The 12362-nt window shown below is 38.9% G+C and carries 14 protein-coding genes and 1 tRNA gene; 10 read left to right on the forward strand and 5 right to left on the reverse strand.

Annotated features, from left to right (window positions below; genetic code table 11):
• The first annotated feature begins 210 nt into the window (after window positions 1-210).
• The 5 genes from ACQ86H_RS15365 to ACQ86H_RS15385 all read left to right on the forward strand — a co-directional run bounded on the left by ACQ86H_RS15365 (window position 211) and on the right by ACQ86H_RS15385 (window position 4423).
• A complete protein-coding gene (locus ACQ86H_RS15365) occupies window positions 211-975 on the forward strand; it encodes an SDR family NAD(P)-dependent oxidoreductase (protein WP_431291637.1) in 765 nt (254 codons plus the stop codon).
• Between the two features lie 23 nt (window positions 976-998).
• Window positions 999-1853 (forward strand): fumarylacetoacetate hydrolase family protein, encoded by an 855-nt coding sequence (locus tag ACQ86H_RS15370; RefSeq protein ID WP_431291638.1) that lies wholly within the window; start codon window positions 999-1001, stop codon window positions 1851-1853.
• Between the two features lies 1 nt (window position 1854).
• Window positions 1855-2184, forward strand: a complete 330-nt coding sequence (locus ACQ86H_RS15375) for an L-rhamnose mutarotase (RefSeq protein ID WP_431291639.1) — start codon at window positions 1855-1857, stop codon at window positions 2182-2184.
• 10 nt (window positions 2185-2194) lie between these two features.
• Window positions 2195-3016, forward strand: a complete 822-nt coding sequence (locus tag ACQ86H_RS15380; RefSeq protein WP_431291640.1) for an amidohydrolase family protein — start codon at window positions 2195-2197, stop codon at window positions 3014-3016.
• A gap of 399 nt (window positions 3017-3415) precedes the next feature.
• On the forward strand, window positions 3416-4423 hold the full coding sequence (locus tag ACQ86H_RS15385) for an alpha-hydroxy acid oxidase (RefSeq protein WP_431295411.1): 1008 nt from the start codon (window positions 3416-3418) through the stop codon (window positions 4421-4423).
• Between the two features lie 498 nt (window positions 4424-4921).
• Here the strand turns inward: ACQ86H_RS15385 and ACQ86H_RS15390 are convergent, their stop codons facing one another.
• A complete protein-coding gene (locus ACQ86H_RS15390) occupies window positions 4922-6073 on the reverse strand; it encodes an aldose epimerase family protein (protein WP_431291641.1) in 1152 nt (383 codons plus the stop codon).
• 199 nt (window positions 6074-6272) lie between these two features.
• Here ACQ86H_RS15390 and ACQ86H_RS15395 point away from each other — a divergent pair, with 199 nt between their 5' ends.
• From ACQ86H_RS15395 to ACQ86H_RS15415, 5 genes are all read left to right on the forward strand, one after another.
• Window positions 6273-6944, forward strand: a complete 672-nt coding sequence (locus ACQ86H_RS15395; RefSeq protein ID WP_431291642.1) for an HAD family hydrolase — start codon at window positions 6273-6275, stop codon at window positions 6942-6944.
• Between the two features lie 3 nt (window positions 6945-6947).
• On the forward strand, window positions 6948-7646 hold the full coding sequence (locus tag ACQ86H_RS15400) for an NUDIX hydrolase (RefSeq protein ID WP_138820969.1): 699 nt from the start codon (window positions 6948-6950) through the stop codon (window positions 7644-7646).
• A 208-nt stretch (window positions 7647-7854) separates the two neighbouring features.
• Window positions 7855-7927 (forward strand) — tRNA-Lys (locus tag ACQ86H_RS15405).
• 249 nt (window positions 7928-8176) lie between these two features.
• The gene (locus ACQ86H_RS15410; RefSeq protein ID WP_431291643.1) at window positions 8177-9394 is read left to right on the forward strand and encodes a site-specific integrase; all 1218 of its coding nucleotides are present in this window, start codon (window positions 8177-8179) and stop codon (window positions 9392-9394) included.
• 316 nt (window positions 9395-9710) lie between these two features.
• A complete protein-coding gene (locus ACQ86H_RS15415) occupies window positions 9711-9977 on the forward strand; it encodes a DUF6922 domain-containing protein (protein WP_431291644.1) in 267 nt (88 codons plus the stop codon).
• 59 nt (window positions 9978-10036) lie between these two features.
• Here the strand turns inward: ACQ86H_RS15415 and ACQ86H_RS15420 are convergent, their stop codons facing one another.
• The 4 genes from ACQ86H_RS15420 to ACQ86H_RS15435 form a co-directional block, all read right to left on the reverse strand.
• Window positions 10037-10294: a hypothetical protein gene (locus ACQ86H_RS15420; RefSeq protein ID WP_431291645.1), complete on the reverse strand. Its 258-nt coding sequence runs from the start codon at window positions 10292-10294 to the stop codon at window positions 10037-10039.
• Between the two features lie 299 nt (window positions 10295-10593).
• Complete coding sequence (locus ACQ86H_RS15425) at window positions 10594-11241, reverse strand: hypothetical protein (protein ID WP_431291646.1); 648 nt, start codon at window positions 11239-11241, stop codon at window positions 10594-10596.
• Between the two features lie 165 nt (window positions 11242-11406).
• A complete protein-coding gene (locus tag ACQ86H_RS15430; protein ID WP_431291647.1) occupies window positions 11407-11958 on the reverse strand; it encodes a hypothetical protein in 552 nt (183 codons plus the stop codon).
• 97 nt (window positions 11959-12055) lie between these two features.
• Window positions 12056-12319: a helix-turn-helix domain-containing protein gene (locus ACQ86H_RS15435; protein ID WP_431291648.1), complete on the reverse strand. Its 264-nt coding sequence runs from the start codon at window positions 12317-12319 to the stop codon at window positions 12056-12058.
• Window positions 12320-12362: the final 43 nt, after the last annotated feature.

The following is a 12362-nucleotide window of genomic DNA, read 5'->3' on the forward strand; positions in this document are numbered from 1 at the left end:
AAATATTATTTAAATATAAAAATAATATTCAAATATAAGTAAATTAGCTTTCCGCGTTTGTAAAATTTATGCAAGGTAAGGCGGTTAGGAGCCGACAAGCGGAGTATGACAATATCTGTTAATATTTAGACAAGAAGATAAAATTTTTAACCAACAATATTTATTTTATTTGTATTCTATATTCTAATCAATTATAATTTATAACCATACATGTTTTCACTAAAAAACAAAAGAGCCGTGGTTACAGGCGGGGGAAGCGGCATTGGAAAGGCCATTGCAACCATTTTAGCTAAACAGGGAGCCGAAGTTCACATCATCGAACTGGGCACTGAACAGGCACAGGACACGATTAATGAAATTAAGGAAAGCGGTGGCACAGCATTTAGTTATGGCTGCGATGTTTCTGATCATAAAGCGGTTCACGATGTTTTTAACGAGATCGGGCACATCAACATCCTGATCAATAATGCAGGTATCGCACATATTGGAAAGGCGGATACTACTGATGAAGCAGACTTTGACCGGGTAATGCGCGTAAATGTTAAAGGTGTTTATAACTGTTTGCATGCAGCCATTCCGCAGATCCGTTTGGCAGGTGGCGGTGTGATTATCAATATGGCATCAATTGCGGCTTTGATCGGCCTGCCCGACCGTTTCGTGTACAGTGCGGCTAAAGGTGCAGTAAAAGCCATTACCATGAGTGTGGCCAAAGATTATATTGGCGAAAACATCAGGTGCAATTCCATCTCTCCGGCAAGGGTACACACACCTTTTGTTGATGGCTTTTTACAGAAAAACTATCCGGATAATATCCCTGAAATGTTCGAAAAGCTTTCTAAAACACAACCTATCGGCAGAATGGCTAAACCGGAAGAAGTAGGCGCACTGGCTTTATATTTGTGCAGTGATGAAGCTTCATTTATCACCGGCTGTGATTACCCGATTGACGGTGGATTTACGACCTTAAATAATTAATAACACATTTTAAATATAATATAATGAAATTAATACGATTTGGCGAAGCGGGAGCTGAAAAACCAGGAGTGATTGTAAACGATAATTATTTCGATGTTTCTGCATTGGTGAAAGATTATAACGAAGAATTTTTTGGTGGCGATGGTTTAGAAAAACTTAAAAAAGACATCGAATCCGCTGATTTACCCAAGGTTGATAAAAGTGTGCGCCTTGGTCCTGCTTTGGCACGTCCTTCTAAAATTATCTGCGTGGGTTTAAATTATAAAGACCATGCTGCAGAAACCAATGCACCGATTCCTTCGGAACCGATTTTATTCTTCAAGGCCACTTCCGCTATTGTTGGTCCAAATGACGACCTGATTATCCCAAAAAACAGCAAAAAAACCGATTGGGAAGTAGAATTAGCCATTGTTGTGGGTAAAAAAGCGAGTTATGTTTCCGAAGAAAATGCTTTGGATCACATTGCAGGTTATGTGTTGCACAACGATTACAGCGAACGTGAGTTTCAGATCGAAAGAAACGGCCAGTGGGTAAAAGGAAAAAGCTGTGATACTTTTGCGCCGATCGGGCCATTTATCGCTACACAGGATGAAATTGCCGATGTACACAATCTTCGCCTGTGGTTAACCGTTAACGGCAAAACCTTACAGGATGGAAATACATCTAACCTGATTTTTAATGTGCCTTTTATGATTTCGTACATCAGTCAGTTTATGACACTTTTACCTGGAGATGTAATTACCACAGGAACACCTGCAGGTGTAGGTTTAGGCCAGAAACCGGAGCCCTGGTATTTAAAAGCTGGTGATGTGGTTGAACTGGGAATTGATGGCCTGGGCACAAGCAAACAAACGGTTAAAGCTTACAGCGGAAATTAACATGAAAAGATACTGCCTGACACTCGATCTTGTAAATGATGAAAAACTGATAGAAGAATATAAGCAGTACCATCAATCGGTTTGGCCGGAGATTAAAGAAAGTATAAGTTCTTCAGGCATCGAAAACCTGGAAATATATCTCCTAGGTAACCGCTTATGTATGATTATGGAGGTTAACGAAAGCTTCTCTTTTGATGAAAAAGCAAAAGCTGATTTGGCCAATCCAAAAGTACAGGAATGGGAAACTTTAATGTGGAAATTCCAGCAGGCACTGCCAGGTGCAAAACCAGGCGAAAAATGGATCTTAATGGATCAGATATTTAAACTCTAAACGCTTTTATATGATTGATACGCACGTGCATTTTTGGAATTTTGATCCGGTTAGGGATAGCTGGATCAATGAAGAGATGATGGCGATCCGAAAGGATTTTTCTCCGAAGAACCTTTTGAGGGTTTATAACGATCTTCAGATTACCGGTTGTATTGCGGTGCAGGCGAATCAATCAGAAGAAGAAAATCATTTTCTGCTGAGACTCGCTGAGCAGAACGAGGTTATAAAAGGTATTGTGGGCTGGGTAGACCTGCTTCATCCCAACCTGGATGAACGTTTAAGCTATTGGAGCAATTTCAAAACCATTAAAGGCTGGCGACATGTATTGCAGGCAGAAAATTCGGAATTTATTTTGAATGAAAGATTTATTGCAGGCGTTAAGCTGTTAAAAAAGTACAACTATACTTACGATTTATTGTGCTATCACAATCAGTTGGAGGCTATTATACAAATGGTTGATCAGGTACCCGATCAGCCATTTGTATTGGATCATTGTGGAAAACCGGATGTTAAAAGTCAGGATTTGGCCGCCTGGGCCGCAAACATTAAAATATTGGCTTCAAACCCAAATGTGAATTGCAAGGTATCTGGCTTATTGGCTGAAGCCGACTGGCAAAACTGGACGGAGAAAGAATTATTTAACTGCTTCGATGTGATCTTTGAAGCGTTTGGCCCTGAAAGAATCATGTATGGTAGCGATTGGCCGGTCATGTTGATCAGCAGGCCTTATGAAGATTGGTTTAATTTAGTTACTAAGTACACAGCTCGATTTTCTGAAGCTGAAAGGAAATTAATTTTCACCGATAATACGAAAGCTTTTTATGGGGTTTAACGACATATCTTCTCCTCATTTGTCATCCTGAATGCAATGAAGGATCTTTTTGATGTTGCTTTATTTGCAAAGGATTCTTCACTTCGTTCAGAATGACAGATCAGACCTGCGCAAACAATATTTTTCTACATTCTCCTTAACTAAAATTAAAAATAGCAGATAGTGCAGGATGGAAAATATAATACAAAACATTAGTTTTCAATTTTAAAACACAATCTGACCAATACAATATTTAAATATGAGTAAAAAGATTACATTCCCTTACAATCCCCAATTCCCTTCTGTAGCGGACTTAAGAAAAAAGGCAAAATCAAGGATTCCTAAATTTGCCTTTGACTACCTGGAGGGGGCTGTAATGAGGGACTTAATTTATCGCGAAACGAGAGCGATTTCGACAATATTTACCTTAAACCGAATTACTTACGTGTTGGTGGAGATATCGACATGTCGGTTGAATTATTTGGCCGTAAATACAGCGCTCCATTTGGGATATCTCCGATTGGTTTGCAAGGTTTGATGTGGCCTAATGCACCCGAAATTTTAGCAAAGGCTGCTGCTAAAGCCGATATTCCTTATACATTAAGTACCGTATCAACCAGTAGCATCGAACGCATTGCCGAAGTGTCTGAAGGAAAAGCCTGGTTTCAGCTTTATCATCCTACTGAAAATAAACTGAGGGATGATATTTTATCAAGACTAAAAGCGGTTGAGTGCCCGGTGTTGGTGGTGCTGGTAGATGTTCCTGCATTTGGATTAAGGTATAAGGAAATTAAGAGTGGCTTATCTATTCCACCAAAAATGTCAATCAACAATATCTTGCAGGCTTTTGCCCGTCCGTTATGGGGAATTAAAACCCTGCAACATGGCATTCCATCATTTGCTACCTTAAAGCCTTACATGGAAAAAGGAATGGACATGTCTCAACTGGGACAATTCATGAACAAAACATTTACCGGTAAGGTTGATATTGAAAAAGTTTCCGCCATCCGCGAAATCTGGAAAGGCCCGTTGGTATTAAAAGGCATCGCTACCGATGAAGATATGCAGGCAGCCATACAAATTGGTGTTGATGGGGTGATTGTTTCCAATCACGGTGGACGACAAATTGATGCGGGGGAATCATCGATCAATTCTTTAATTAAACTCGCCGGAAATGAAGTTTATAAATCAAAACTCAAAATCATGCTGGATGGAGGAATCCGTTCGGGTGTTGATTTGGCAAGGGCGCATGCGGTTGGATCTGAATTCAACTTTATGGGCCGACCTTTTATGTATGGAGTTGGTGCTTTAGGTAATGAAGGCGGAGAACATACCATCAATATGTTTAAAACCCATTTATACCAGATTATGCAGCAACTTACGATAGAAAAAATTTCGCAATTCCCTGAAAGGTTATTGGAAGTATAAGGTTATTGGCAGTATAAAAAGGCTGTATCAACCCCTGATTTTCTAGAATTTGTCACCTTGAGCTCAGCCTGTACTGAGCCCGGCGAAGTATCGAAACGCCTCACACAGCATAACGGCAGGCTTCTACAGGCTACTATTAATAAACTCAATAGGAAAAAATCGTCATTGCTTCGTCGGCTGAAGAAGCCTTTTCGCAATGACGATTCCTCATAGCCTACAGTTCGTTAAAAATTCTCCTGTCAGCTACATTGATTTTTATAAATAAATCCCCTCTACCATTGACAGAATTCAATAGCGACGTCGTCATCCGATAGCCATCGGTTCCCGCGCATGCGGGAATCTTAATGCAACCTACCAAGGCATTACGATTCCCAATCGAGTTGGGAATGACGATTCCACGCAATATATTAATTCATTAAAATCGCCTGTCACTCCTATTGATTGATGAAATAAATCAACCCTCAGATAACAATTCAATATTGATGATACAGCCTAACCTTATTTCGAAAACTTGTAGGTTGTACTCGTTTTATAGGTTTCACCCGGTTTAAGTACGGTTGAAGCAAAATTCGGGTGGTTTGGTGCATCAGGGAAGTGTTGCGTTTCTAAACAGAAAGCCGAACGGTGTGGGTAAGATTTACCGCCTTTACCATCCTTATCAGCCCCGGTTAAGAAATTACCACTGTAAAACTGTAAGCCAGGCTCGGTAGTGATAACCGATAAAATAATACCGGTTTTAGTACTTTTTACCACTGCCACCGGTGTTTTACCATCGTGGTGGGTTAAGGCAAAGTTATGGTCGTAACCTTTACCAAATTTTAACTGCTCGTCGTTATCGCCAATTTGTTTACCAATTAGTTTTGCTTTGTTAAAATCGAAAGCAGTACCTGCAACAGGTTGTAATTTTCCGGTTGGAATCAGGGTCGAATCAACTGGTGTGTAAGTATTGGCATCAATCATCAGTTCGTGATCCAAAATGGTACTGTCGCCTTCGCCGTTCAAGTTAAAATAAGCGTGGTTGGTCAGGTTTACAATAGTCGTTTTGTCAGTAGTAGCCGCATAATCAATTTGCAGCGAATTATCGTCGGTTAAAGTATAAGTTACTTTCACATCCAATTTACCAGGGTAACCGGCTTCGCCATCATTAGAAACGTAACTCAATTCAAGCTTTGTACTATCCAGTTGTTTGGCATCCCATACTTTGCCGTAAAAGCCATCGGTACCGCCATGCAGGGTATTTACACCATCGTTAAGCTGTAACTGGTATTCTTTTCCGTCTAAAGTAAACTTACCTTTGCCAATGCGGTTTCCGTAGCGACCAATCAATGCGCCAAAAAACGGTTCACCTTTTTTACGGTAGGCACCCACGCTATCGTAGCCGAGTACCACATCGGTTAGTTTGTTGTTTTTATCGGGCACCAACAACGAAACTACCCTGCCGCCAAAATTGCTAATCGATACCGAAGCACCTTGTTTGTTTTTCAACGTGTAAAGTTTAACCGCTTTACCATCAATGGTTGCGCTGTATTTTAACGAATCTTGCTGTGTACTGCCTGTTGCACCTTTATCGGTTTTAGGATTACATGCACTAAAAGCAAGGGCTACACACAAGGTAGCCAATGGCAATGCCTTAAGAAATGGTTTTTTCATCAGTTATTATTGTTTTAAGTTGATGAAGCAATCGTGAATTTTACCTGGCAAAACTCCTGATGCTTGCATATAGATTTATTTTTGGTTACAGCTAAAGTAGTAAAAATAATTAACGTCAGGTTAACGATTATAATATTATTTCTGTTAATATTGATCATCATTCACTACATCAAAAAAAATCACATAATTTAGCAAGAATATGCACGATTTTAATTTCAAGCCCAAAGCTCTTCTTTTTGATTTAAACGGAACCATGATTAACGATATGGAATACCATACATTAGCCTGGTACAGCATCATGACCGAAGATTTAGGTGCCAAACTTGATTACGCAAATGTAAAAAAAGAAATGTATGGTAAAAACCACGAAGTACTGGAGCGTGTTTTTGGTAAGGATAAGTTTAGTCCTGCAGAAATAGAACGCCTTTCGGTAGATAAAGAAAAACGCTACCAGGAGGGTTATCTACCACATTTAGCATTAATAGCTGGTTTGGATGATTTTCTGGAACGGGCTAAGGCGGCACAAATCCCGATGGCCATTGGTTCGGCAGCTATTCCTTTTAACATCGATTTTGTGGTAGATGGTTTAAACATCCGCCATTACCTGGATGCCATTGTAAGTGCCGATGACGTAAAAATGAGCAAACCCGATCCGGAAACCTTTTTAAAGGCAGCAGCTGCCCTGGGTGTTGCACCGGCCGATTGCCTGGTTTTCGAGGATGCACCTAAAGGTGTAGAATCGGCTTTAAACGCAGGTATGCAATGCCTGGTGTTAACGACTACACATAGCCGGGAAGAATTTAACGATTATCCAAATATTTTGGACTATATTAACGATTACAACGATACTAAATTAAATCTGCTTTTTTAAAACATGAGAAAATATTTAAATCAAAAACCTGTATTGGTTGCCGTAGACTGTATTATTTTTGGTTACGACGGCGAACAACTGAAACTTTTGGTTATTAAAAGGGCCATTGAGCCAATAAAAGATCAATGGAGCTTAATGGGCGGTTTTATTGGCGAAAACGAAAACCTGGATGGCGCTGCGAAGCGAATCCTTTTAGAGCTTACCGGCCTGCATGATGTATATCTGGAGCAGCTGCATGCTTATGGCAGCCCCGATCGTGATCCTATTGAGCGTACGGTATCGGTGGTATATTTTGCGCTGATCGACATCAATAAATACAGCAAACAGATTAATGATCAGTTCCATGCCGAATGGTTTACGCTTAAAGAAGTACCTGAACTGATTTTCGACCATAACATTATGGTAAAAGCAGCGATGGATAAAATCCGTTACCAGGCCGCCCTCCACCCTGTTTTGTTTGAGTTATTACCTAAACGCTTTACCATACCGCAATTGCAGGCTTTATATGAACAGGTGTACGATGCACCGATTGATAACCGTAACTTTATCCGTAAAATTACGGCTAGTGGTTTACTCATTAAACAAAACGAGAAAGATAAATCGAGCTCGAGGCGTGGTGCTTTCTACTTTAAGCTCGATAAAAACAAACACAAAGCACAGTTTCAGTCGTTTTTAAACTTTATACCCAAGGCCACTAAATAAAAAATTCTGGTAATTATACACCTGTTTAGTTTGTATTAGCTTTTATTTTAAAAAGGTGAAAATTATTTTTGGCGCTTAGCCATTTTAAAATCAGCAGGTTACAAACTGATAACCTAATTTTAACGATGAAGGCCGAAAACATTTTATAAAAACATTTGCAAAGAAGGGATTTATCTCTATATTTGCACCTCCTTAAACAAAAGGAAATGATTCCGTAGCTCAGCTGGTAGAGCATTACACTTTTAATGTAGTGGTCCTGGGTTCGAATCCCAGCGGGATCACACCAAAGACTATCAAAACGTATAAAACCCTGCAATCGCACGATTAGCAGGGTTTTTGCTTTAAGGGAATTGCCAAAAATCGCATGAATTCACAAAACTTTGGTGAGTGATTCGGTGAGTAAGGCAAAACGGTTAAAATTGACTCACCGAATTGTACATAATCATTTATTGTACAGGTTGTTATAAACTGAACATCTTGTGTAGATTTAGTTGCAAAGCTATTTTTGTTTTACCTTTAATCGTTAGATTATGAAGACCAATTTTAGCCTGCTTTTCTATCTGAAAAAGCAAAAGAACTATGTAAGTGGAAATGTGCCGATCTACATGAGGATTACCGTAGAGGGAAAGCGTGCAGAGATGGCCACCAATCGAGATTGCGACCCCAAACGATGGAACGCCAAGGGTGGCAGAGCCATCGGCTCAAAAGAAGAGATCAAGGTGTTGAATACCCATCTTGACCAATTGCAGAATGCCGTTTATTATGCCCATCAACGTGTTTTCGATATGGGGTTGCCGATTACAGCAGATGCAATTAAATCTAGTTACCTTGGTACGCTCACCAATTCCCATACCCTATTGGAAGCTATTGCCGACCATAACCTAAAAATGGAGCAGCTTGTGGGTAAAGATTACGTCCGTGGCACATTGAACCGTTATAAAGTTTTGGAAAGACACCTTAAAGTTTTTATTCCTTTGAAATATGGTGTAGCCGATATGGACATTAAAACCATCGACCAGGCATTTCTGAACGGATTTGACCATTATCTAAGGTCTGATAAGAACTGTGCGAACAATTATGTGGTAAAGAACATTAAAAATCTTGGAAAGATCCTTCGTATCTGTATGGAGAACGAATGGATAGACAAATCCCCATTTACCGCTTATAAAGGCAAAACGAAGAACGTCGATCGCTTTTATCTGAACAAAGAGGAATTGGCTCATATCGCGGGCAAAGAGTTTTTATCGGATAGATTGAAGCAGGTAAGAGACGTTTTTATTTTCTGCTGTTTTACTGGTTTGGCTTATGTCGATGTCTTCAAACTGAAACAGGAGAATATCAGAAAGGGAATTGATGGCGACCGATGGATCTTTACCAACAGGCAGAAAACCAAAACAAGATCGTCGGTTCCGCTACTTTCAACAGCTGTTGAGATTGTTGATAGATATTCCACCAACAAAGTTTGCCTCAATAAAGGATCACTTCTTCCGGTTCCCAGCAACCAAAAAATGAACGAATACCTGAAGGAAATTGCTGACTTGTGTGGAATAGAAAAGAATCTGACTTCGCATATTGCCCGCCACACATTCGCCACAACGGTTACGCTATTGAATGGTGTACCGATAGAAAGCGTTTCGAAAATGCTTGGACACACCAATATAAGGACTACACAGCATTATGCTAAGATTTTGGATATCAAGGTAAGCGAAGATATGGCAGTGCTAAAGAAAAAGCTAGCTATGATATAGACTAATAAATTTAATCATCACAGTCAGCTGACAAATATTTAAAAATATTAGGCATTAATTCCTGTTTTAGTTAGATTTGTAGGATGTTAAAGGAATTAAACAAAAGAGTTATAGTTGTGCACTGGAAAAGATTTGCCAGTACAGATATCGATGTGTTTTCAAGCCTCAAGGGATTTTGTGACAGCTACCCAGCCTACAACTATCATACATTGAACAACTATCTTTCGAAAAAAAGGTTCCATTCGAAAACGATGAAATCAAAATTGAAAGGCAGCCACTGATACAAAAGGTCAGAAGACCAGACCTTCCAGAGGTATTGTTCTGGGACTTTGATTTCGAAAAACTGGACTGGAACAGGAGTTACAAAACCGTTATCGAACGTGTGCTTGATAAAGGCGATACAAGGGATTGGGAAGAGATGATCAGGTTTTATGGTAGAGAAAACGTAATCCGAGCCCTCAAAGAAGACATCACCTATCTTTCTGATATAACCATGGAGGCCGTTTGTAAATATTTTCAGTTGAGCAAAGAAAAACTCAGATGTTACACAAAGAAACAGTTACACCAGGGACACTGGATCTGATCCAGACACTGATGCAAGACCATCAGCTCAATTCCTTTTACCATTTCATATCCTTATTTCTATCGTTCTTTATATACAATCTTCACTCCATCTATTTCATCAGCTTTTTTAAATGTCCTCAATTTTGAATCGAATGAGATTTCCAAAGTTTTTTCACTTAACCAGGTTAAGTTTATCGCATTTGAACCCAGTTTTGCAGCGTTATGGTCAGCATCTAATATAAAAACATTTCCTGACTCCGCCTCGGTTAATTCAAAATCTGCATTTTCCAGAATTACATGTAACGAATTATCAGTTGTTGCGTTCCCATCTTTCATAAACACCATGGCTTTTTTTGTTTTTTTATGATTATAAGCCTCTTTCAAGAGCGTAAGAGGACTGTCTTCGAAAATAGTAGCACATGAAATAAAGCAGAATGCAAAAAGCAGCATTATGAAATGTTTGGCTGATTTATACTTAAATAACATATAATTTCTGTTTATACAGGCCTTCAACAAAGCGTGGTTAATTGAAAGCAATTTATGATTTAGTACTGATTTTTCATCATTACTGTCTTAGGAACGCGAAACCCCGCCATCTGGTTAGATGCTGTTACCGGTTGGCTTTTTCAAGTTTGTCATTTACGATATATTTTTATTTCTCCTGTCCCAATAACTGTCCCACCTTCTCTAAATTCAAACACCATTCCTTCTGTCAGACAACCCGAAAAATAGTCTGGTGATAATATTTTAATTTTTGCGTTAACTGTGTCACCAGGAAAAACAGTTTTCTTGTCAATAAAAGTTTGTTGTCCTGATGTCTGCATTTCTATGAAGTCAAACTTTATTTGTGGCCTGTAACCGCTTTTAGCTGGAGTCTGTCTACCACCTTGTTCTGTTGTCCTATATTTCAGTTGTGCAATAAAGTCAGTCTTCTTAAATTCCTGTTCATAGAAATCAAGAATATTTTTTAATATATTATCGAAGTTACTTTCATTGCAAAATCTTGCCGAAGTGTCAATGACTTCAACTATTGAACTGCCCGCTTCAACCTGCCAAGCATTTTTTCCGTTAAACTTCTTTAGTTGTATTTTCTCAGTTGTCAATGGTGAGCCGAAATATTCTTTAAGTTCTTTGTCAAAGTCTGCAATTTTGTGCTGGTCTTGTGTCGGCCAGTCGTTCATTGCATTTAAGAAGAGAACCGCGACTTCCTTCAGTTTGTGATCTGTCTGATCGAGGTCAACCAAACTCCAAAGTGTCGAATATGTTTCAATTTTGTTGTCCACTGTATTGTCCTCTTAAGCTTAACAGTAACTTATATATACCAGGCATAAACATTCTCCAATGCAGCTGTAAGCAGTGGTATTTGAGCCATAAATTTGCTGGTTTTGTATTGCTAATGTATTCATTTATAGCTAAGCATAGGACTTGTATATCTTTTTTTTGGGTGCTCACATCATCTTCTTTTCAACTGACATACTTATCCAATAAATCCCCATCTGTCCCCTGTTATCCATTACGCCTTTTGGCAACTGATTTTTAGGACAGCTTAAAATGGAAGTATCTACCCCTTTTACAAATGCAGTTAAGGCTTCAAGTTTATTTTCTGAAAATGGAAGTATCGTGTAATCCCAACTGGAATAAAAAGACAACATCCACTTAAATTCTGAATCGATTTTTCCATCGATTAAATATTGATCTAAAATAGAATATGATTCAGATGCGGTTGCATTGTCAAGATCTTCAATTCCTGTATAACAACTCGGCTCTATCAAAGCGTACCAATTCAAAAATATCATGCGCTTTAAGATCTCAAGCTTTGCAGTTTCATTATCAATGCGAAAATACAGTTTAAGATAAGACTTATGAATATTTCGATACTCCTCGAATATTCCTTCCGCGGAAAGTTTTTCGGTTACAAAGTCCATCGTTCCATTTTGAGATTCAGCATAGTCCCAAATTTCTATTTCTCTATCAGATAAAATGTCGATTTCGTTTTTCATAATTTACTCCAACCCGTGCTTTCTAGATAAACAGGGTCCTGCATAATCGAGAATCCCAGCGGATTGGTGGCATCACCTTTTAAATAATTTATCTCCATTATTTTGACTGTTCAATTCCATCATAGTCCTCATTAAAAAATTCGCTCAAACTCACACCAAAACAATTTAAGATGTTGATCAATGTGCCAACAGTGATATTGGTATTACCTGCCTCATATTTACCATACTGCGACCGGTTCAGATTGTTCTCATAGGAAAACTTATCCGGACTAGTATAACCTTTGGATTTGCGGAGGGCTTTTAGTCTTAAGCCTATTTTCCTTAATTCCTTTTCACTTGTTAGGAGATTGCTTTTTGCCATGAAATAAAGTAAAACAAATGCTCCATATTTACACACTCCATAA

The organism is Pedobacter sp. P26, assembly GCF_050632135.1.
In the GTDB taxonomy this organism is placed as follows: Bacteria; Bacteroidota; Bacteroidia; order Sphingobacteriales; family Sphingobacteriaceae; genus Pedobacter.

Excerpts from the sequence above, each read along its gene's own strand:
- ACQ86H_RS15380 (WP_431291640.1), top strand. The coding sequence starts at position 2,195 with ATGATTGATACGCACGTGCATTTTTGGAATTTTGATCCGGTTAGGGAT.
- ACQ86H_RS15365 (WP_431291637.1), top strand. The coding sequence starts at position 211 with ATGTTTTCACTAAAAAACAAAAGAGCCGTGGTTACAGGCGGGGGAAGC.
- ACQ86H_RS15420 (WP_431291645.1), bottom strand. The coding sequence starts at position 10,294 with ATGAAAGATGGGAACGCAACAACTGATAATTCGTTACATGTAATTCTG.
- ACQ86H_RS15430 (WP_431291647.1), bottom strand. The coding sequence starts at position 11,958 with ATGAAAAACGAAATCGACATTTTATCTGATAGAGAAATAGAAATTTGG.
- ACQ86H_RS15375 (WP_431291639.1), top strand. The coding sequence starts at position 1,855 with ATGAAAAGATACTGCCTGACACTCGATCTTGTAAATGATGAAAAACTG.
- ACQ86H_RS15435 (WP_431291648.1), bottom strand. The coding sequence starts at position 12,319 with ATGGCAAAAAGCAATCTCCTAACAAGTGAAAAGGAATTAAGGAAAATA.
- ACQ86H_RS15370 (WP_431291638.1), top strand. The coding sequence starts at position 999 with ATGAAATTAATACGATTTGGCGAAGCGGGAGCTGAAAAACCAGGAGTG.
- ACQ86H_RS15390 (WP_431291641.1), bottom strand. The coding sequence starts at position 6,073 with ATGAAAAAACCATTTCTTAAGGCATTGCCATTGGCTACCTTGTGTGTA.
- ACQ86H_RS15395 (WP_431291642.1), top strand. The coding sequence starts at position 6,273 with ATGCACGATTTTAATTTCAAGCCCAAAGCTCTTCTTTTTGATTTAAAC.
- ACQ86H_RS15410 (WP_431291643.1), top strand. The coding sequence starts at position 8,177 with ATGAAGACCAATTTTAGCCTGCTTTTCTATCTGAAAAAGCAAAAGAAC.
- ACQ86H_RS15400 (WP_138820969.1), top strand. The coding sequence starts at position 6,948 with ATGAGAAAATATTTAAATCAAAAACCTGTATTGGTTGCCGTAGACTGT.